The organism is Algoriphagus sp. UBA3586, from assembly GCF_002376385.1.
GTDB lineage: Bacteria > Bacteroidota > Bacteroidia > Cytophagales > Cyclobacteriaceae > Algoriphagus > Algoriphagus ornithinivorans.
The window spans coordinates 15,053-38,040 of the sequence record NZ_DFMT01000005.1 but is presented as its reverse complement, the minus strand read 5'-3'; the positions used below and the strand labels follow the sequence as shown (position 1 = coordinate 38,040).

General features: G+C 40.6%; 12 protein-coding genes. 1 reads left to right on the top strand and 11 read right to left on the bottom strand.

All coding sequences use genetic code 11. The annotated features are described in order from the left end of the window. Positions 1 to 3: 3 nt before the first annotated feature. The 11 genes from B2906_RS00770 to B2906_RS00720 form a co-directional block, all read right to left on the bottom strand. Positions 4 to 7,056, bottom strand: coding sequence for an ATP-binding protein (locus B2906_RS00770; RefSeq protein WP_286935262.1), 7,053 nt, complete (start codon positions 7,054 to 7,056; stop codon positions 4 to 6). 315 nt (positions 7,057 to 7,371) lie between these two features. Beyond that, positions 7,372 to 8,175, bottom strand: a complete 804-nt coding sequence (locus tag B2906_RS00765; protein ID WP_286935260.1) for a DUF6090 family protein — start codon at positions 8,173 to 8,175, stop codon at positions 7,372 to 7,374. Continuing rightward, entirely contained in the window at positions 8,172 to 8,885 is a 714-nt protein-coding gene (locus B2906_RS00760; RefSeq protein WP_286935258.1) for a DUF6090 family protein, read from the bottom strand. The genes B2906_RS00765 and B2906_RS00760 overlap by 4 nt, the downstream gene beginning before the upstream one ends. Before the next feature lie 191 nt (positions 8,886 to 9,076). After that, positions 9,077 to 9,793, bottom strand: coding sequence for a DUF6090 family protein (locus B2906_RS00755; protein ID WP_219957622.1), 717 nt, complete (start codon positions 9,791 to 9,793; stop codon positions 9,077 to 9,079). Continuing rightward, entirely contained in the window at positions 9,790 to 10,326 is a 537-nt protein-coding gene (locus tag B2906_RS00750) for a VOC family protein (RefSeq protein ID WP_219957623.1), read from the bottom strand. The genes B2906_RS00755 and B2906_RS00750 overlap by 4 nt, the downstream gene beginning before the upstream one ends. A gap of 219 nt (positions 10,327 to 10,545) precedes the next feature. After that, positions 10,546 to 11,277 carry a DUF6090 family protein gene (locus B2906_RS00745; protein ID WP_219957624.1) on the bottom strand — a complete coding sequence of 244 codons (732 nt, stop codon included), beginning with the start codon at positions 11,275 to 11,277 and terminating at the stop codon, positions 10,546 to 10,548. Then, on the bottom strand, positions 11,274 to 11,990 hold the full coding sequence (locus B2906_RS18950; RefSeq protein ID WP_370627646.1) for a sensor histidine kinase: 717 nt from the start codon (positions 11,988 to 11,990) through the stop codon (positions 11,274 to 11,276). Before B2906_RS18950 ends, B2906_RS00745 begins: the two co-directional genes overlap by 4 nt. Before the next feature lie 94 nt (positions 11,991 to 12,084). Continuing rightward, entirely contained in the window at positions 12,085 to 13,710 is a 1,626-nt protein-coding gene (locus B2906_RS00735) for a sensor histidine kinase (protein ID WP_219957625.1), read from the bottom strand. Positions 13,711 to 13,778: 68 nt separating this feature from the next. After that, positions 13,779 to 14,918 carry an FIST signal transduction protein gene (locus B2906_RS00730; RefSeq protein ID WP_219957626.1) on the bottom strand — a complete coding sequence of 380 codons (1,140 nt, stop codon included), beginning with the start codon at positions 14,916 to 14,918 and terminating at the stop codon, positions 13,779 to 13,781. Positions 14,919 to 14,931: 13 nt separating this feature from the next. Next, positions 14,932 to 16,602: a flavin monoamine oxidase family protein gene (locus B2906_RS00725; protein WP_219957627.1), complete on the bottom strand. Its 1,671-nt coding sequence runs from the start codon at positions 16,600 to 16,602 to the stop codon at positions 14,932 to 14,934. A gap of 25 nt (positions 16,603 to 16,627) precedes the next feature. After that, complete coding sequence (locus tag B2906_RS00720; RefSeq protein ID WP_219957628.1) at positions 16,628 to 18,415, bottom strand: thiamine pyrophosphate-binding protein; 1,788 nt, start codon at positions 18,413 to 18,415, stop codon at positions 16,628 to 16,630. A 910-nt stretch (positions 18,416 to 19,325) separates the two neighbouring features. Here B2906_RS00720 and B2906_RS00715 point away from each other — a divergent pair. Next, a complete protein-coding gene (locus tag B2906_RS00715) occupies positions 19,326 to 22,619 on the top strand; it encodes a WD40/YVTN/BNR-like repeat-containing protein (RefSeq protein WP_219957629.1) in 3,294 nt (1,097 codons plus the stop codon). Positions 22,620 to 22,988: the final 369 nt, after the last annotated feature.

Sequence of the window (22,988 nt, the reverse complement as noted above, 5' to 3'; positions counted from 1 at the left end):
GTATTAGCTTATGGGTAATGAGATAAGAAAACTTGCTCCATCGCCGGCTTCACTTTCAATTTTAATTTCTCCCCCATGAGCTTTTACTATATCATGGGTAATACTCAGGCCAAGGCCTGTTCCCTCGGTACCTTTTTTTGTTGTAAAAAAGGGATGTAAGATTTTGTCTTTGATCCCGTCAGGAATTCCGGGCCCATTGTCTTGGATACTGATCAGCACCTTGTTTTTCAGTCGTTTTGTTTTGATTTTCAGACTAGGTAGATATTCCCCGTTTTTGGAAGAGTTCTGCTTGTCACGCATCGCATCAAAGGCGTTGTTTACGATATTCAAAATAACCCTTGAAAAATCCTCCATCACGAGTGTTAGCTCTCCGGCATTTTCATCCAAATCAAAATCCAGATTGACGTTGATGGGATTTTTTCCTGCCCTCATTCCATGGAAGGCCAGATTGCTAAATTCTTTTACGAATTCGTTTACTCGTATTGCGCTTGTTTTTCCAGCACTTCCCCTACTGTGCTGCAGCATGGATTTTACGATCCCATCTGCCCGGCTACCGTGCTCATGAACTTTGGTTAGATTGCTTTGGACATCTGTTAAAATGTCCATGATTTCTTGTTTGATATCCGATTCATCAAGCTTTTCCAACTCTTCAAAAACTTCCTCTATCAGTTCCTTGCTCAACTCAGAGAAGTTATTCACGAAATTCAATGGGTTTTTAATCTCATGGGCAATACCTGCGGTCAGCTGTCCTAGGCTTGCTAGCTTTTCCTGCTGAATCAATTGCTCCTGGGCAGCTTTCAGCTCTTTTAAAGCAGATTCAGCTTTGGATTTAGCTGCTTTTATCGCCACTAAATCTTTTTCTGCCTTTTTCAAGTCCTCAAAACGCTTGTACGCTAAGTCAAAAACACCAGCAAATCGGGCCAAGGTGCTTACTGCTTCCTCAGGAGGATTAGGCACATAGCCGGGCAAACTATAGCCGATTTCTCCTTGAGATGTCTTTGCCATAATAAAAGTAAGCCCTCCAATATGCTTGATATCATCCATGGTTGGGGCATTTGGGTCTACCTTTTCAAAATCGCCTAAGGAGACCATTTTTTGAACATAGTCCATGGCGGTGTCTACATCCATTGGAAAAATCAGGGTAGGTTCACTGCCTCGTTCCCAATTGGCAACCAATGGGATATCTCCATGAATATGCCGAGGTAAGGTCATTACCATGCCTACCTGTGCTCCATCTCCAGAGGTCATGGCTTTCTCATATTTGTCAGTTAGCCAGCGCATGTACCAGAAATATTGAGCTTCGTGGCCAAGTGAAACAAATTCACTTCGGATACTGACCATGATGTCTAATAGGTCAGTGGATTCCTGCATGGAAGTTACCTTGGATCGAATTCTCTCAAGTGATAGTTCGATTTGCGCTTCTTTTGCTTGAGATTCGGCATATTGAAGGTCTTCAAAACGTTTGTAGGCTATCCCAAAAACTTTGGCAAATCGAATCAATGTATGAAGAGATTCCTCAGGAGGATTAGGAATTTTTCCCGGTAAACTGAATCCAATTTCTCCATGAGTGGTTCGGGCGATTACAAATGTCAAACCTCCAATGGCCAAAATATCTTCTTCACTCGGCGATTTAGGATCAGCTAGTTCGTAGTGCCCGTACTTATTCATATTTTCTATGTAATCCCAGGCCTGAGAACCATCCAAATCGAGTACAAATACTGGAGAATCTGATTTCTCCCAAGAAGCCAAAGAAGGGATATTGTCATGGACAAATTTTGGGACGGAGATTATCATTCCTATCCGATCACCTTCTTCTGAAGTCATGGACATATCATAGGATTCTTTTGACCATTTCATATGCCAAAAAGAGTGTGCTTGATGTCCTAATGATACAAACTCCTTGCGCATTGCTACCACCACGTCAAAGAGTTCATTGGATTCCTGCATGGAGGTTACTTGAGATCGTATCCTTTCAAGCGACAACTCAATTTTAGCTTCTTTTGCCTGAGATTCGGCCTTTTGAAGATCCTCAAATCGCTTATAGGCCAAGTCAAAAGCTGCAGCCATTTTTTTCAGAATAGAGGCAACTTCATCCTGTGGAGGCTCAAGCAAATCCAGACTCATTCTCCCATTTTTCAAGGGTACTGTGGGATGATAGGCTTGCTTCAATTGAGTTGTCTTAAAAAATATCCGTGCCTCTTCAGCTTGCTCAGGATGCCCATTGTCTTTAAGCCATTGGACAGTATGCGGGAAGTCACTTTTTTTCTGGATAACCACAAAATAGTCTTCAGTGTGTGCCCAGATTTTTCGCATAAAAAAATCTGGGTGAGTATCGTCTAGCCTAAAACTTATATCAAGAGGAAGATGGAGATCTTCTTCTTTCAATTCAAGTGAGGTCAGATCCCAAACTCTGCATCGCCCGTCAGGTTCTTTCAAATGAATAGTGGCAGCCGCCACCTGAGGAATATTCAAGCTCATAATTTCCTCTTTCAGCTTGTGGACCACTTCGAGAATTTCCCCTGATTGGTACATCGCTAAAGCTCTTGCCCGTACTCTTTCAACCGCCAGCTCAATCTGTGCTTCCCGGGCCTGTTCTTCTGCTTTTTTCAAGTCTAAAAATCGGGTATAAGCCCTTTCAAATTCAATGGAGAATCTTTTGAGGATGGACTTTTCCTCTGGGGTAAGCCTACGTTTTATATTGATACCAAAACATCCGAATCGCATGTAAGCTTCGGAATAGAAAATTCCTTCAGGAAAATATTCTGCTTTTAATTTTTCTGCTCCTTCAAGTAATTCCTGCCAAACCTCAAAAAATCCTGCTACTTCTGGTGGAGAAATAAACTCTTCCAACAAAACCTCAGGTTGTGCCCAAGCCTCAAAACATGCTTTAGTATAAGGTTCTGATTTGTCGAGTGGATAGGTAACTTGTTTGCTCAGGTAAATTACTTTCCCATTTTCTTCTTCCGACCAACTTGCCCAAAATTGATGTTCACCATTGGGTTCGTCGGGAAGCCATACATAGGAAAACTCAGAGGGGATATCCAATACTAGTAATTGCTGATGGAAAATGGTTGAAATGGATTTGATCTCATCGGAATGCTTCATGAGCATGCTTTGAGTTCTTGTGCGTTCCAAAGCATCTTCAATTCGGGCTTCTCTAGCCTGAGCTTCTGCTTTTTGTAAATCAAGGAAGCGGGTGTAGGCCTGGTTGAATGCTCCTGCCATTTTCAACACAATGGTTTTTGTGTCTTCACTTGGGGGGGCGGTTAAGTCAACTCCAAGCATTCCACTGGAAATTCTCGCGCAAGCCGACCATTGATGGCTTAATGCTCCGGTTTCTATAGCCTTTGTAAAAATTTCGGCAACGGCAGGGTCGATTTCTTCTAACTCAGGTAATGCCTTTTTTAGTTTTTCAAGGGGGTAATCGGCAATGAAATAATCTAGGTCAGTATTTTCCAGTATTTTAAAGGGAAATCCTAACATTTCATGTTTGTTGGAATCAAACTGAAACGTATAGCTGGTCTGATTTCCAATATTTCCAGGACTTGAAAAATCCCATGCTTTCACCCATCCATTTTCTTCGACCAAATAAAAAGTAACTCCGGAAAGTCCTTGTACCTGAAGCCATTGAAGTTGGCTTAATAGTTCTTTGTTTACTTTGTCGAGATCGTCTGGATGATGCATGGCCATGGATTGAGCCCGAACCCGCTCGACTGCAACCTCGATTTCTGATTTCCTGGTTTGAGCCTCAGCTCTCTGAAGGTCTAAAAACCGAGTATAAGTTTGTTCAAAAACCTGTGCGAACCGCTTGAAAACTGAATGAGATTCAGGCACAGGCTCATAAGTGATAAATAGAATGTAGCCATATTTGAAAAAAGCTACGTGGTCTATTTGGTACTTGGGAAAAGAGATTCCAGCGGCTTTCATCTTGAGCAACTGATCACCTACTCCGGGAAGACTGCAGAGATATTCGTAATGTGAAGGACATTCTTCCTCGCTAATTTCATTGATCAATAGGGATTCACCTCTTTGACCAGCTTTATAGTAATCCAAAAAGACATTTTCTCTGGGAGTTTTATATCTGGGGAAAGTTGACTGGCCATTACTTCCCCATTCAATGGACTCCTCACCATTTTCATCGTAAATGTTAAATGCGCAAAACCAAGTTTCCACTCCTAAAGCTTGAACCTGCTTGACCAATTCTAAAGAAAGATCTGCCAGCTCATCACTTTTTTGCATGCCCATGCTACGGCTTCTCACTTTTTCAAGAGCCGTTTCAATCTGTGCTTCACGCGCCTGAGCTTCTGCTTTTTGGAGATCAAGAAATCTGATATAAGCTTGCTCGAAAACTTTTCCGAATCGCTCAAGTATAGCCAATTCCTCTTCTGATATCGGATTTACACTGACTGTCTGAAGTCCACTATACTTGAAAAATGTAAACCCTGCCACGTATCTTTCCAAACTTTTATTAGCCTCCTGAACATGTTTGGGGAATCGTCTGAATTCTGTTTCGGAATAGAGGTATTCATCATAAATCTTTTTCTCTTCCCCTTCCAGCACATATACAAATCGCTTGTCCTGAGCTTTCCAGGCATCCCACATCGCCCGATGAAAATCATAATCCTCAAACTTCATGTAATAGGATTCAGCATCTTTACCAGTTTCAGGATTGGCGGCCCAAACGGTATTTGACAGATCATCTCCATCGATTAAGTTGATAATGCAAAAGGTCAGGGTAAAATCAAGTCCTGTAAATTCCTGCAAAAGCGTATCTACTACCGAGGATAATTCGGATGAATGATGCATCGCGAGACTACGTGAGCGGACCCGTTCTAAGGCCGATTCTATCCGTGCTTCTTTTGCTTGTGCTTCTGCCTTTTGAAGATCAAGAAATCGGGTATAGGTTTGCTGGAATACCTTCCCGAAACGTTTTAAAATCTGGTTTTCTTCCTCGGTAAATGAGGTAGTAGTATAATTTTCAAAATACAGCCCTACATTATCCATCAGTACTGTAGAGATAGAAAGACCCGGTTGAGAAAAGTAAAATTCCTGAGTTTCCTGAGGTAAGTCTGGGATATAGTCGAAGAGCTTTCTGTAAAAGCGGTTTTTGGCTTCAAAGTCCAGAAGGTTGGTGAAAAAGTCCTTGCCTTTTGATTTTGCTTCCAGAAAACTATTCCAATGAGGAGAATCGAAATAGGGGAAAGTGATCTGGGCATGCACTTGGTTTTCATCAGCCAACCAGATATTCATGTCCTCCCGATTTTTATAGTCCATAATAAATCCCGTATGCTCAATTGGGATTTTCAACGCTCGAAACTGCTCATACACCACCTTGATGACGTCGTGAAGTTCCCCACTGTTTTGCATGCCCATGCTTCGGCTTCTTACTTTTTCAAGAGCCGTCTCAATTTGTGCTTCTCTGGCTTGTGCTTCTGCTTTTTTTAGATCTAGAAACCGGGTATAAGATTGCTCAAATACTCTCCCAAAACGTTTCAGTATCGTATTATCCGACTCTGAAAATGGAACACCTTCATGATTGATGATAAAAATGCTGGTATGTTCAGACACCACACAGGATCGGGTATATCCTCCTGTAGTTTCCAAGGTCTGTTTTTTCTCTTTCTTACTGAGCTTAGACCAAGGTTGGTGATTAAATAAAAAGGTAAAAAATTCGACTTTTTCTTCCAAGGTAAATTCCTCAGTGAAGAAACTGGGGCCTTTCTTAACTCTTTCAAGCAGGTTGGTATAGAAAGGCTTATCAAAGCGGGGAATATGAATTTCTTCAGAAGTTTCGGCCGTGCCCCCGGCTCCCCAGCACTTGAGTTCTGTATCCAGTTCACTGTTGATCACGATAAATGAGCCTCCGAAAATTGAGAGATCCAAGCGAAGCAATTCTTCATGAACGGTATGAATGACAGATTGCAATTCGCTGGTCTGGTGCATAGCCAAACTCTTGGAGCGAACTCTCTCCAACGCCGCTTCAATCTTAGCTTCCCGGGCCTGATCCTCTGCCTGTTGAATATCCAGAAAGCGCCTGTACGACAGAGTAAATACCTGATGGAAGCGCTTGAATATGTGCAGAACTTCCTGGTTTAATGCATGATAAAGCGAAAGACCCAAACCACCTTTCCCAATAGAAAGAAAGCAATAACTCAGTTCCTGAGATTGGTCCAATAGTGGGTCTGAAAAATGATTTTCTGCTTTTCTATGGGCCGCAAACTCCTGGAGTTCTTTTCCCTGAATGCTCCCGATAAAATGTCCATCTTTGGAAGCCAACATTTGCCGAACCATTTCATGTTCTACCGGACTTTTGAAATACTCGGTTAATTCTATTGCCGTTTTTTTATAGGCTGGAAAGTATTGATAGCAGAGGTAATGCCCCTTTACTTCATCGATGATGGCAGTCTGAACATTCCGGATTTGCTCCACTCCAAAAGCATTCAACTGATCAGCTATGATTTGACAAACATCCAGCATATCATCAGGCTTTTTCATACTCATAGCCACGGCTCGAACGCGCTCAAGAGAAGCTTCAATTTCCAGTTCCTTGGTTTTATTCTCCAGTTCTGCAGTTCTTCTTTTGACTGCCTGTCTCAGCTCAAGATTCTCTTGAGAGACCTTTTCCAAGGCCATAGTTTCCCCGTCTTCAACCTTCATGTCCGGAAGTGATCCATGCTGGTGGAGTACTTTCCAACCTAAGGGCGTCTCGTGAAGCAATGTGGAAATCCTTAATTTGGAATAAAAAGCCCATTCTGGCTCAGAAATCACGTAGATGTCGCAATTCTCTATGATCAAAAACATCTCCCCAATGGCTTTGGTAATGATGTTTCTGTTTCTCATCTCTGCTTTTCCTACAATCTCCTCGATCTGATTTTTAAAAAAAGCTATACCCTCAGCCTTATTGTGGCACACCTCCGTTTCAGAGGTGCCAATCATCTCAAAATCCTCATCCAGGGTGGAGGAAAAAGTGGGAATATTCCCCTTGAGATAGCTGTCCCAAAATTCATGGTAAACTTTCAAGGCCGAAGCTTCCCTCGAAGCATCAATATCTATCATTTTTTATGTCTAAAAAGATTTTCAAGCAGGATCCCGAGAGCTTCCTATTCACCCATATTTGTTGGAGTTTTTATATCCAATAGTGAATGGTGTGGGAAAAACTTTGGGGTTTGTGCCTGATTTTATGTTTAGTTGAATTGCCTTTGTTGTTGGTAAAAGGCTAAGTGGCTTAGGAAAATAAAAGTTGGTTGCTTTAAAATACAAAAAACAGCTTACAAACCACTATATATGTGTCTGATTTTCAATTTAATTTGATAAAAAATAAGTTGACCTGTTTATATTTTTATTGAAAAAATACAAGTTGTTGTAGGGGTGCTAATTTTCAAGATATTGCTTTATATCTTTTTGAATGGACTGTAACTGTGTAATTCTACTATCCAGTTTGCTTATCATATTAAAAGACCTGCCCAAATCCGCGACCACATAGGATTCAAATTCCGGTTGATTTAGAAATTTTTTGAGTTCCTCTGGGGATACGCCGGGTCTTAGGTCTTCGACAGATTCTAACAGGAGATAAAAATTTTGATTGCCCTGACTGATCAAGACTTGGTCTGAGCTTTCCTTATCCAAAAAGTTATTCGGTAAACTTGCCATCAGAGGTTCAAAAGTGCTTTCAATAAATCGGAGGGTGGAGGTCAGTACATTTTCGATTTCCTGAAAACTGGAATAGTATTCTACCAATTGTTTCAGTAGTATTTTATTGGAAAAAGCAGCAATTGATCCAGCACTCTTGGCGGCTTCATAACTGGTATCAAAGCTAATCGCGGACTCGCTATAATAAAGAGGCTCGGAGTGTTTCCCAAATTCTTCAGGATTAATGGATTCTTGGGGCTGTCTTATTTCTTTAAGTAACCAGGTAAGGTTTTCAATTCTGTTTTGATAAAATTTTGTTTGAGTTTCTAATTTTTGCTGATCACTTTCAAGATCAATCAAAACTGATTGATAAAAGGAAATTTCTCTTTTATGATCATTTCGTTCTTCTTTCCAGGTATTAATCTGAAGAGCGATCAAAATTCCAATTGTCACCAATACGATCTCCCCCAAAGCATAGGTTAAATACCTAGTAATTCTATTTTCCTTTAGAAGTTTTTGACGGATTCTACGATAAAAGGAGATCATTTCAGCTGATTTTTTATGGATGCTCTCAAGGCGGAAATTTCAGCTAATGCAATCTCCATTCTGCTAATTGAGCCCTCTCGATTATCCTGAAACATTTTGAAGAGAACTATATGACTAGGATTTTTAAAAAAATCCTCCAGATTTCTAGGTTCCAATCTGTCTTCATAATCAAAATCATAGAATTCACTTTTGACCACTGGAATCCAATCTGAATTGAAGGAATTCTCCACATCCAAAATAGCTTGACTCAAGCGGAATAGGACTTCATCATAGTAGTTGATTAAATCGATTTGGAGATCCTTATCAGAAATCGCATCAATTCCCTTGGATTTTAAAACTTCAAAGCCACTGGATTGAGACTTGAACCTCTCAAACCGAATGACCTTAGCCATCCATACATACAGGTTTTCCTCAAAAATTCCTTTTTCCACCTGATCTAAAATGGAATCAGTGGTCGCATTAGCAATGAGAGCTTTTTGTAGCTCCGCAGCAATCACGCTAGAGTCACGACTTAGATTTTGGTCAATGAGTGAAAGAATCTCTTGCTCAAAATTTCTTGATTTCCTGCTTTCATTCCAGGTATTCACTTGTAGAGCAATCAATATTCCGATGACTACTAAAAATATTTCTCCTATTGCGTATGCTAGGTATTGGGTAACCCTGTTTTGCTGCAGGAGTTTTTGACGGATTTTTCTAAAAAATGAGATCAATAGAGCAAAATTTTCTTGAGAAGATACTAAAAAATCCCTGATTATTAGCGTATTACTAATGTATGTGGTTTACTTCAATTAGAAATTGCTACACATTGATCTTTGTCTTGACTGATTAGCTACGAAAAAGGCTTTGCCTAACTGACAGGAATCGCGGGTTCAAGATCAAACCCGGCCTTTCTAGATGTTCATTATTCAAGACGTTTAAGCTCTGTGTCCAGGTCGCTGATCATGGTCTCTACGTCTTCTTTCAAATTAGCATAAAAGTAATCCAAGTAGGATTGAGTTCTGTTTCTTTGAGTTTTGATAAAATATAGGAATTCAATGTCACTTTTTAATGCCTCAAAATCCAGTGGAATTAGCTCTCCGTCAAAATTCGATTTTGGAAAGTTTAACCCAGACTCAAACCTTCCGGGAAATATATGTCTCAACCCATAATGGACTTCATCCAATTCCTCTGATTCGGCTTGGAGAAAAAAATCATACTGTGAATCATAAACTTTGACAAGTTTGGTCCGGATGTCCGGATTGGATATGATATCCAAACCTTTAGACTTAAGGGTTTCAAAGGCACTGGTAGAATGCACAAAATGAATGGGTAATAATGTATAGTTAAATAATGCTGCCAGAGAATCATGATATTGTCCATCATTTTCCAACAAGTCGATAAAGGTCTCTAACGCGAAAAGTGATTTTTTAAAATCATTAATATTGAGATTGATATCTTTTAGGTCTGTTTTAAGCTCTGCCCTGCATCCTTTCAGGATTTCAATTTCTACCTTTTTTCTTTTTTGATTTTCGCCATAATTATTCAATTCAAAGGCAATAAAAATACCAATGACCAGTACGATAATCTCCAGTATATACTCTGGCCATTTTTCTTTGAGGGCGGAAAGGATTCGTTTCATAATTGAAAATTACCTGAAATGATTTGCATGAGTTCTATGGTTTCTCCATCTGGACCTGTGAAGAAAGCGGTTTTAGCTAGTATGCTTTCCGTTTCCACCTGCGTAATCGGTCTAGAGGATAATCCTCCCGCTTTAATAATTCGCTCACTTGCTGACTCAATATCTTCTACCTCTATCCCCACATGTGCATAGTTGGCCCTAGTATTATTGGGAAGAGAATCAAGTGTTTCTCCAATTTCCAAAGCGAAATAATGTCCCGGAAATTTTAGTAAAGCCAAATTGATCTCCTGTTCTACCGTCTGGCCATCTTCCAAGGTTCGCTTTAATTTTTTTATGTGCTTGGTCACTTCCAAATCGAACGCTGAGGTATAAAAATCCAATGATCTATCCATGTCTGATACATGCAAATACACATGGTTAAATTGGGGTGTCCTAGGACTTGTAGCTGTATTGGACTCACAACTCAAAATTGCCAGAAATACTAAAAATGGGAGAATTCTCTCCTGAATTGATCTACAAAGTTCTGTTTTCATTTTTCTGTGTTTTAGTAAAAATTTAATTTTTACTTACCCGTTTAATTCTAAAATGTAATCCCAGCATTTCAGATGGTGTGACTTCATTCCGGTAGTATACCTAAAGAATTACCAATATTTCCTTGACCACAAATAATATTTCTGCTATCGCGTATGCCAGATAGCGGTATATACGATTTTGCTAGGGCAGTTTTTTTCGAATTTTTCGGAAATAGGGAATCAATTTTTATTGAGATATGACATGATAGCTTTTTTTAAATCTTCATTCTTTTGAGCGAAACTTTCAATGTTTGATCGCATTATTCTCAGCTTTATCCCTGATTCAAATAAAACTTGCTTGATTTCTTCATTTTTAAACTCTTCAAAAAATCGTTCGTCATTGATCAATTCAAATTTCTGTCTATCGGTTTCAATTTGCTGACCAAAATTCAGCAGCTTTTTTTCCGCGAGAAATGGTCTTACCATGACTTCAATGATTTCATTATGATTTAAAATAGTGAATTCCAGCCAATCAATGAGCAGATAATGATCTAAAAGAATCCTCCGCAATTCCTGATCTTTTACCTCATTGGGCAGGTTGGGATTATTCTTTTTGATAATTAAAATATTGGGTTCTGAAGCCCGGATCAGGTCCAAGTTTCCGACCGCTTCGTCAGTTATTTTATTTTCTGAAAGTAATATAAGGTTGTGGTGAACAGCCAGGATTTTATCTGTTCGTGACTTGATACTATCGATGCTGATCGAATCTGTTTTCAGGTTTTCCAAAGCGAAAAACAATTGCTCTCGCTCTTTTTTATGCTCCTTTCGCTCCTCATTCCAGTTATTGACCTGTAGCGCTATCAAAATCCCGATGACCACCAAGAATATCTCACCCAAGGCATAGATTAGGTATCTCGTGACTCTATTTTGGGTTAAGAGTTTCTGGCGGATTTTACGAAAAAATGAGATCATGAATCCTTGTGGATAGGAAGTGTAATTTTCATTTCTGTTCCTTTTCCTTCTTCGCTTATGACTCTCAACTCCCCTCCATGCGCTTTGATAATATCGTAAGAAGGAGAAAGTCCTAAACCAGTTACTGAGCCTGTTGGCTTGGTAGTAAAGAAAGGCTGAAAAATTTTTTCTTTAATGGAATCCGGTATTCCATTCCCATTTGGAGGAGTATAAACGAAAATTGCCTCTCTAGCCTGGAAATAAATTTTTCCCTTGCTCTCTCGGATAGACCAGATATCGTTAAAAATAAAATCAGCGGGGTAGCCTTTTAAAAGTGACCGTTCTTTGATTTTGCCAGTGGAATCCGAAACAACAGTTCCAAAATCCCCTAAGGCACCATAATAAAAAGTTCCATCCGATGCCGAGAGCGTGGATCGAATATTGGTATTGAATTCTGTACTTGGAGAGGCTAAAAGATTCCAATTTTTACCATCAAATTTTTGTAGGCCTGAGCTAGTCCCTACAAAGAGAAAGCCCTCTTTATTTTGATTGACATTCCAGACTTGCTGCCCTGCCAAAGAATTACCCCCGAATACATAATTGGTATAACTAGGTACGCCTTTAGATGAATTGATTTGGGCGGATGTGGAAAAGCTGATCAGCATTAAAAAAAGCGGGAGAATAGCAAGGCTTATGCGAGGAGCGTGAAAAAGGGATTTTTTTGGATGTGCCATAATTCTCAGAATTTAGTAGTTAAGAACAATCTCAATCACACTCGAACAGAGTCTGTTCTTCGAAATTTTATATTATTCAAAAGTGATTTAGCGTTCAGGTCATAGGTAATTCTATAATAAATTTGGTTCCTCTTCCAGCCAAGGTTTCGATAGTGAGTTGCCCCCTATGGGCCTTTATGATATCATGAGAAATACTCAGTCCCAACCCGGTTCCTTCTTTTCCTTGTTTGGTAGTAAAAAAGGGTTGAAGAATTTTGTCTAAAATTTTCTCAGGGATACCTGGACCATTGTCTTCTACTTCGAGAAAGACTGAATTTTTGTCTGACCGAGTTCGAATGGTAAGACAAGGTTTATAATCTAATGCATGTTCTTTGACCTTTGTTTTTAAGGCATCAAAGGCATTGGTACAGAGGTTAATGATGACTCGGGAAAAGTCCTCTTTGATCAGTGGTACTTTAGGAAGATTTGGTTTTAGTTCGAGAATTAGTTCGAGTTGAATTGGGTCTTTGCCAGCTCTCATACCATGAAAGGCAAGATTCGAAAACTCGCCAATCAATTCATTTAAATCATTTTTTTTCATTTCACCGGATCCGCCTCTTGAATGTTGAAGCATGGAGGTCACAATTTCGTTAGCTCTAGACCCATGTTCGTAGATTTTTTTGAGGTTGATTTCGATGGTGTGTAGCAGATCGGTCATTTCTTCCAATCTCGCCGACATTTTGGGGGTATTGTTAAAGGCTTTGGCCGCATTGATCTCTTCTAAAACCTCGTTAACCAATTCTATACTGAGGTCCGAAAAGTTATTGACAAAGTTCAGTGGGTTTTTGATCTCATGAGCAATACCGGCAGTAAGCTGGCCTAAAGAAGCAAGTTTTTCCTGCTGAATTAATTGGTCTTGTGTAATCCGGAGGTCCTTCAATGCGATTTCAACATTCTTTTTGGCTATTTCTAGCTTAGTGAAATCTTCATACCGATCATAGGCTACCGAAAAGTTACCTGCCAAAGTTTGGCAGAGTTCTTCATTCTCCGTAGAAAGAGACTCTGAATTTCCGATATAAAGCATTCCTTGCTTGAATGGAAAAAATTCAAGGATGAGTTGTTTAGGAACAGGCCCGGCAACATAGTCTTTTTGAGAAGAAATAAATCCCTTTTCACTTAAGCTTTCGACCCAATTGATAAAGTCCGTTTCACTCCACTTTTCCTGATGGCGTTCTTGCTTTTTCCAAAAGGTATGTACGTTTTGAGTCAAGCTTGTTGCATCAAAAGGAATATGTAAAACAGCGATTGATTGTTGATCCTGAGTATTTAGGAATACATGCATTAAGTGATTTTCCTCCTCTACAATGAAAATTCCACATCGTATGTAGGGAACTTTAAGCTTGGATAGTTCTTGCCAAATCAGCGGGGAAATCTCCTCCAAATCTTCAGCTTTGCGCATAGAGGCGATTTCCGCTCTGATTCGTTCGAGGGATGCCTGTCTGGAAGAGATCAAGGCAAGCTTTTCTACGGCTTGCCTTTTTTTATCCAATTCTTCGATAGTTTCTTCCAAAAGTATGGAGGTAGTCCTTCGCATCTTTTCAGAGCGATCGAGCTTAAACTCAACGATGCTAAGATCCCTTTCTAGACCCTTTGCGGAGCGATTCAGTTGCTCCTTTTCTTCTTGGGAAAGCTTTTCTGACTGGGAGATCAACTCCAAAATTGTCTGAATATTTTTATTCATAAAATGATTCTAAAGAAAAAAGAGGGCTCTTTTCGATAGGTTTTCCTCCCTTTTCTTTTTTCTAATAGTTATTTCTCAGATAGTCCGACTAATGAGCAGGTGTTATTATGAAATTCGTGTTTGCCTTTGGTTGATTTTCCCATTTCACCATAACTGAAAAATCCAGCTAAAGGAGCATCCCAAACATTTTTGACTTGGTCGATTTCGTCGCTGACCATCGGGCCAAGAGAAAGGTGTCTGGCTTTGCACGAAAACATAATCAAGGCATCAGCTTTTGGAAGTTCATTTTTTTTCACTTCCTCACATTCATCTACTACCTTTTCGATGACATTAAAATCCGGAGCTAGCGAAAATCGGATTTTAGAGCCTTGCGGAACACTGCCCGCACAGACTAAAGACCGATCGTTTTTGTTGGCGAATAATGGGGCTCTAATTACAGGCTCTGTTCCTTCCCGTTGGATTTGCATAGGGAATTCCGAACCCACATTCACGATGACCTCTTTCCATTCATCGATGTTTTTATTGACGCCCATATACTTGATGACCACATCGAGTGCGGGTTCATCATCAATGGTGTAAACAGTATTTCCTTCACTCTTGGTGATGGTCCTAACGGTACCTACAGGTTGCCAGCCACTTGTAGCCAACCCTGCAATAGAAATCTTGTCCTCGTCTAAAATCAATACTACGATCCCTGTGATATCATAATGGCCGTTAGTAAAGGCAAAAGTTCCTGTCATGGTAAAATCATCCCCCGCCATACCTCCAAAAATGGTGACTTCTGGACCTACGGCATTTTCTATTCCTTTGATGATCATTTCTCCATCGGTACTGATACCCCCTGAAGCAATAATGAAGGCTGGGTTTTTAAAGGTTTTCAATCCCAATTCTCCCGCTCTCTTGGCTACATCCAAAATATTCTCATCCCCAGTCTCAAAGTGTACACAGTGGAAATATTCTTTTTTCATATCCAAAAGCATAATTACCACGGACTCCTCACCAATATCCCCATCGATAAATTCTCCTGCAGTGGTTGCTCCGAAAATACTGATGTCTTTTTGCTCTAATAGTTGGCAAATAGCTGCCCGATCCTGCTTGATGGATAGAAATACGATGGCTAAGGTAGGCATATATCCATCTGAAAGAGAGGCTTCAAGGGCCTGACTGATTTCGTCCAATGAATTTCCTTTAATTGTTTTTGCTTTCATGATTGAAAAGATTTTATGATTTGATAGTGCGGGCGAAAGAATCCGTAGCAAAGGCTGGAAGCCCAAATGCTTCTTGCTGTAGGACATAGTCACTCATGATGAGTGCCCCTTCTACCCATCCCTGCTCGGGAGACCAGGATTCATTACATACAAATAAGTCCTTAGCTGGTGACGTAATATGGGGGTAGACATCTTTGAGATCATCGATATTGAGCTTGTACTGGTGATAGCCAAAACCATACGGTGCTTGACCCCAAACTCGATAGGTAGTCAATACTGGCTTGGGCACATAGGCATCCTCATCCAATCCGAAGAGTAATTTGATTTGCCGCATGATTTCATTGACCAAGGATGTAGAGCAGGCAGTTGTACCAGGAGGGTTCTTTGGGAATTCCTCAGACTGATAGCTTTCGCCTACATTTTGCATTTCCTTCCAGAAGTTTCCTCGGATGTAGTCTGTGTATTGAGTCAAAGCAGCAGGGCCATTGTAATTGTTGTCCGCAATCGAGTCTGCAGGAAACTGTGAAAAGCTGTAAACAGAGCCCAGTGGAAGATCTGTGAAATTAGGCCCATTCGTTAGGTTTATTTTCTGAGCTTGATGCCACCATCGCTCCTTGAAATAGAGCCCTACCTTGGTCAATTCCATGTTTTGAACACTATTGACTGCACTCATAAACTTTTCATTTCCTGATAGAATCGGCGAGACTTTGATCAATTCCTTAAGAGGCTTTTTTGGAATGGCAAGAATCACCTTAGAAGCTGTGTATGATCCGTGAGAGGTATCGATACTGTATCCAGAATCAGTTTTGGTGACAGATTTGACAGTTTCCTTCAAATGGATGCTTCCACCAGCGCCCTTGATTAAGGCAGCCAAGGCATTGGGCAAGGATTGAAATCCTTTTTCGAGCGTTTGAAAATGAGCGTTTTTAGGATCTGGAAAATCAAATAAAATCTGAAGTCCTTCTCCTGCATTGATGTAGTCTTGAAAAGGTCCCATAAACCCAACTACGTGACTCAGCATTTCAATACATTCTTCCGTGAGGCCATAATTGCGGAGAATACTCCAAAATCCCCACTTATTGATTGGAATAGCCTTTCCTTCAAAATTTTTATAAGTACAGTTGTTTCGGAAGTGCGCCCATTCAGCAGGAGAGGAGGGACGTTTGATGCTGTTTTGGTCCTGAATATCATTCATGACTTCCTTCAAAATATCCGAAGGATCTTTGCCTTGTTCATTGGGTGCCAAATTGAATAAGGTAGCCCAAATAGCCTGATTACCTTTTTTAGCCTCGGCTTGAGAGAAAGACTTTCCTCGTACGTAGTAGCGGTTGTTGTCATCTCCCATCACGAAATCTACCGTATTTAGCTGTGCCTCCGGATATTTCTTGTTTTCTTCATTGATAGCATCAATTAATCCCCATAGATGCTCCATCCCTTTTCCTCTGGGGACAAAGCGCATTCCTCCCTCTTCATCGTGTACTTTGTAGGTTTTTCCGTCATGCCCCTTGATATCCACAAAAGTTGTTTCAAGCCTTCCGCCTACTTGTCCCATTTTTTCCAAAATGGTCACCTTGGTTGTTGGTTTTTCTTTCAGTAAACGCCAAGCTGTGAAAAGTCCGCTCATTCCAGCTCCGACAATTAGGACTTCAGTGGAGTTACTTGTTTTTTTTGATTTGGTACTCATGATAAAAAGAATTAGAGTTTAAGATTTATTTGTATACAAAAAGCTTCCAAGCTGAAGGGTAGTCTCGCTCGTCGAGATTGATGCTCACTAGATAGGTAGAGGCTGTATCACTAGCTATATTTTCCAATAGGGACTGCAAATCACCTATGGTATTGACTACTGCGCTTTTAGCTTTCCCCGCATTATTTGAAAAGCCTTTCATGAGGTTTATATAATCCCATTCCTGAAGGATATTGGCTTCTTCAAATGGTGCAGAGGAGTCCTTCTTGTAAGGGTCCGAGTCCAAAAGCATTTGTTCCACTCCATAGACCTTATTATTCAGTACAAATACGACGGTATTTCGACCTTCTTGTACCATGGTAGAAACGGCCTGACAGGTCAATTTGAAAGCACCATCACCCACTATCACAAATGTTCGTAGATTATCTCGGAAAGATGCCCCTAGGCCTGCAGGTACACTCCATCCGATGGATGCCCAGATGTTTTGAGCTAGAAATCCATCCTGCCTATTGATTTTTAGCGAAGAGGACCCTCCGAATGAGGAGAGACCGATATCTGCCACGATCAGGTGGTTTTCATCGACATGTTGATCGAGTACTGCAAAGAATGAATCGTAAGTGATTTGAGTTTTTGGTGCAGGGATGGTTGGAAGTGGCGGAGGGCTTGGTTGCTCCCATTTAGATTTATATTTGTTTTTTTGGACCAATGCAATTACAGCATCCATCACCTGTTCCAGCGTGACTTGTACGTAGAGGTTTTCCCCATCTTTCACCATATCTCGTGAGGCGAATACCGGAGAAATATTTCCTGTTTCGGGGCTTTTGGACCCAAAGGTATTCAAGTCTGTATTCCATACACCTAATCCGATAATGGCAGTGGATTGCTGCAAGTAGAAATTGGTGTGTTCAGTCGTAAAAACCCCGTCATGCATCCCCAGAAACCAAGGATTATCCTCCGAAACCACTGCCTTGCCCAAGAAGGACGTGACATAAGGAGCTCCAATGGCTTGTTGTAGGGTAATGAATTTAGACTGCAGTCTCTTGGTTGAGATCTCTTTTCCTATCCAAAATAGCGGCTTTCCTGTTGATATTTTCGCATAAACTGCATTAGCTGCATTTTCTATAGCACTCACAATCTGACCAGCATATTTATTTGAAGTTGGTGGTGCCGCCATGCTTTGAAGAATAGGTAAAGACTCATATCCATTTACCGGACTTAATGTTCCTTTTGGTTCGGCACAAGGCATGTAATAACAATCCTCCATGATTTCGATTGCTACTGGTTTGTTTTCACTGATGCAGGCTATGATAGCCGAATCAATCTGAGAGGCTGCCTTCAGAGGGTTGGATATTCGCTCAAATGCTACCGTGACTGGAGAGTACACGGTGCGATTAGTATCCTCGGTGCTGACATTGTGATGGTAGAGTTCACCTGCATTGATTTCATCCATGAGCTTGGTGTTACTCAGCGTTCCGATAATTGCTACTACAGGAATGCTCTCTACGAAAGAGCCTCCTATTGCATTCAGCAAACTGAAGGATCCGACTCCGGTAGTCACTGCGACAGCTCCAAGTCCATTGGCTCTCGCATAGCCATCTGCTGCATACCCTGCATTGAGCTCATTGCAATTTCCAATTCGGTTGAGATACCGATCACCCTTGGGGGTTTTGTAGGTGTCGATGATTTCTAAAAGGTCACTGGTATAATCTCCCGGAACCGAAAATAATTGGTTTACGCCCAACTGGTGGAGTCTGTAGGCTAGGTATTTCCCCACGTTCATTGCATTGGGGTCGAAAGTGTTTGAATCAGGCATAAAATGAAAATTAAAAGATTAATAAAGTTTAAATATTGTCACTGTGAACAGTTCTGGCCTGATTTTTCAATCCATTAGATCTAATTTCAATTGCAAACTTGTCAAATCCCCGTGTGGGATTTTTCAGGATAGAACGCTATAAGTAAAAGCCGATAAGTCAAAAATTCTTTCAGTGAGAAATTTACTCTCCACTGATTTTATTCTTCCTAAAATACAAAAACTGCTGTTAAATGCAATAATTTGTATTTGAAATTTCTATGGGAAGCTAAATAAGTTCAACTTTAACTAAATATCTAAGTGAGTAGAAATTTACATTATCTTTTATCAGTTTTCTGTTTTTCCAATGTTCTCGAAATTCCACTCTTTGATTAAGATAATTTTTCAGGGTAAGGAGAGTAATTAGATCGGGATGAATGTGGATAAAAAGTTTCCGAAGGAAATAGATTCTTTTCCGATTAGCTCAAGCCTTTGCAAAATACTTGGCCTTTAAACTAGGTCATAGAAAATGCTTCAGCCAAAGATTTTGCTGATTTTAACCTGTTCATGGAGATTTAAAAAATATTATTCTAAAACCAAGTTTTGAAGTAGTTCGACAAGGTCGTTCAATTGTGTTTTTATTGTCATAAGATTATTGACCTTGCCGGTCTCATTTCCAATGAGGGATCGTAAATCTTTTTTTAAGCTTTCGTCTTGGCTAAAGATTCCTACTACAGATTTTGTCGTATCATATTTGATGGATTTCTCGCAGTTTTTTGGCAATACTATCTGATATCCATTTCTGGATTTGATGTAAATATCATTGCATTTGGCTAGAACTTCTGTTTGTATCAATAAGGCCTTTTCAGGAAGTAATCCAGTTATTTTCTTAGATTTTTTCTAAATTCCTCGCTATCAACCTAAGAAACTTCCCATGCTACAAAAAATCATCGCTTTTCAACTGTTGTTAGTTTTGTTAACCGGCTTAACTTTTTTTGCTGAGGCTCAAAAAAAGGAAGAGGGAAAACCTGCCATTTATGAGACGGCTTGGAATAGTCTTTCTTTTCGATCTATCGGGCCTGCATTCACTTCTGGCAGGATAGCAGATTTTGCGGTTAATCCAGATAATCCAAGTGAATTTTATGTGGGGGTTGCTGCAGGCGGAGTTTGGAAAACCACCAATAAAGGGCTCAATTTTGAGCCGGTATTTGATTCGCAAGGGTCTTACTCGATCGGGGTGGTGGAGATGGATCCAAATAACCATAACGTCATCTGGGTAGGCACTGGTGAAAATAATAACCAGCGAAGTGTGGCCTATGGAGATGGAGTTTACAAAAGTATGGATGGAGGAAAAAGCTGGGAGCATAAAGGGCTCAAAGAATCTGAGCATATTGGGATGATTGCCATTGATCCGTACAATTCAGATGTGGTGTATGTAGCGGCAACGGGCCCACTTTGGAGTGCTGGAGGAGATAGAGGACTATACAAAACAACAGATGGGGGAGACAACTGGACTAAGATTCTTGATATCAGTGAGCATACCGGTATCCATGAAGTCCACCTCGACCCAAGAAATCCCAATGTGATTTATGCTGTAGCGCACCAAAGAAGAAGACATGTATTTACATACATCAGTGGAGGGCCTGAATCCTCTGTTTACAAATCTACCGATGGTGGAAAGAGTTTTCGGAAGATTGTCAAAGGACTTCCGAGTGGTGATTTAGGCCGAATTGGGCTGGATATTTCTCCTGCTAATCCGGACGTGATCTACGCAGTGGTAGAAGCGCAAGAGGATAAAGGTGGGTTTTACAAATCCACAGATCTTGGAGAATCCTGGGTCAGACAAAGTGACTATTCATCCAGTGGAAATTATTATCAGGAGGTGATCGCTGATCCGGTAGATGTAGACCTGGTCTATGTGATGAATACCTACGCGGCCGTTTCTGAAGATGGAGGGAAGATTTTCAATAATGTAGGTGAGCAGAATAAGCACATCGATAATCATGCGCTTTGGATTGATCCTAAGAATCCAAACTATTTACTCAATGGAAATGATGGGGGAGTTTATGAATCCTGGGATAGAGGGAAAACTTGGCGCTTCTTCCCAAATCTTCCCGTCACTCAATTTTATAAGTTAGGAGTCAGTAATGACTACCCCTTCTATTATGTTTATGGAGGTACTCAGGATAATTTTTCCTTTGGGGGACCTTCGCAGACAACTGAGACGACTGGAATCAGCAATCGCAACTGGTTTGTGACCACACTGGGTGATGGTTTCGAACCCCATGTGGATCCTGAAAATCCAGATATTATTTATAGTCAATCACAGTATGGGAATTTGGCCAGATTTGACCGAAAAACAGGTCAGACAAAGAATATTGTCCCACAGCCATTGGATGGAGATTATTCCTACAACTGGAATTGGGATTCACCTTTGCTTGTAAGCAGTCATGACCACAAGCGCTTGTACTATGCTTCCGATCGAGTGCATCGAAGTGATGATATGGGTGAAAGCTGGCGCGAAGTGAGCGGTGACCTGACAAGAGGGATAGATCGAAATAAGCTAGAAGTGATGGGGAAGGTTTGGCCCATGGATGCCGTGGCAAAAAATGAATCCACCACGCCTTTTGGGAATATCGTGGCAATCGCAGAATCTCCAATAGATGAAAATCTACTGTATGCTGGAACTGATGATGGACTCATTCATGTGACAACAAATGGAGGGGAAAGTTGGACGCGCTACAATTCATTCCCAGGCGTGCCTGACATGACTTATGTAAATGAAATCATCGCCTCTGCTCATGATAAGAACACTGTGTATGCGGCATTTAATAATCACAAACGAGGCGATTTTAAACCCTATCTTTTGAAAAGCACAGATATGGGAAAAAGCTGGACAGCCATCAAAGCAAATCTGCCCGAGAGGGGATCAGTTTATGCAATAGCAGAAGACCCAGAGGTAGCAAACTTGTTATTTGTTGGGACTGAGTTTGGATGTTTTACTACGCTTGATGGGGGCCAATATTGGCAAAAACTATCAAAAGGACTGCCCACCATCGCGGTACGGGATATCAATATTCAGGAAAGAGAAAAAGACTTGGTGCTGGGTACATTTGGAAGGGGATTTTATATCCTTGATGATTATTCAGCACTACGAGAATTGTCCAATGAACTTTTGGAAAAAGAAGCGCATATTTTCCCTGTTTCTGAAGCTTTGCAATATGAGTCTTACAGTCCGATCGCTGCAAGTAAAACCATCTCTTGGTTGGGCCCAAAAGGATTTCAGGGAGAAACCTATTACTTGGGTGAAAATCCGCCATTTGGAGCAGCATTCACCTATTTTCTAAAAGAGAAATATCCTACCCTTGAAAGTGAGCGAAAGAAAACTGAAGGGGAGAAAAGAAAAGCTGGAGAAACTGTTTATTATCCGAGCTACGAGCAACTTCAAGCTGAGAAAGAGGAAGAAAAACCTTTTCTGATTTTTACCATCAAAGATGTGAATGGTGAGGTGGTCAATGAGATTAGAAGTAGTCCATCAGATGGCATCAATCGGGTATACTGGGATTTAACATATCCTGCAATCGATCAAGTGAATACCAGTCTCGCAGATCCGATGAAGAATCTTTCTTCGGGAATAATGGTGCTTCCTGGGAGCTATACTGTGGAGCTGGCCAAGAGTATCGATGGAGAAATAACTCCTCTCACTGCAGCAGTTCCATTCGAGGTAAAAACATTGGATAACCAATCGGTCCCTATCTCAGATCCAGCCGCTATGCTGGCTTTTCATCAGCAGTTGATGGAACTATCCAAATCGGCAAACGGAGCTAGAAATTCTTACAATCAACTGCGGGAAGCTTTGAAATATTTTCAGGCAGCTGCAAGAGTGGTGAAAAGCGCTTCGCTGGACGAAAAAATTAATGCCATGGAAAATACCTTGGATGAGATTGAGTTGACCATGTTTGGAGACCCAATCAAAAACCAACTTGAAATCGATCAGGCGCCATCACTGATAAGCCGGGTGAATACAGCCATTTATGCTGGATCCACAAGTTTGACGGATCCCACGACAACTTCGAAAGAGGTGAAAAGAATAGCTGAAAAATATTTGAGCCCGGTCATCGCAAGCTTAAAGGAATTGGTAGAGGTAAATGTACCAGCGATCAATACGGAACTCGATGCAAATCAAGCCCCTTGGACTCCAGGAAGAATTATTGAGATGAAGAACTAATTATAGGTCTGGATGGCTTAGGAATTCTAAGCTAGTTATAGAAATGAAGGGAGCTTGGTTTATGGAGAAGGCTCTTAAACTTCCATGCAGACTGTCCAAATGCGACTAGTTCTCTAATTTCTCATTTTCTACCTACAAGAAACCGTCATATTGAGAATCATATAAAGAAATCAATTGCTTCCGAAGATCGGAATTGGAGATTATATCTAATTCTTTTGGCTTGGCCGTTTCAAAGAAACTAATTGAGTGGACAAAATGAATAGGAAGAAGTGTGTTATAAAAATAGGAGGCAAGTGAACCATGATTGGTGGCATCGTTTGCCAATCAATCAATGATTAGATTTAACTAACTCTGGCTTTATCTTAATTC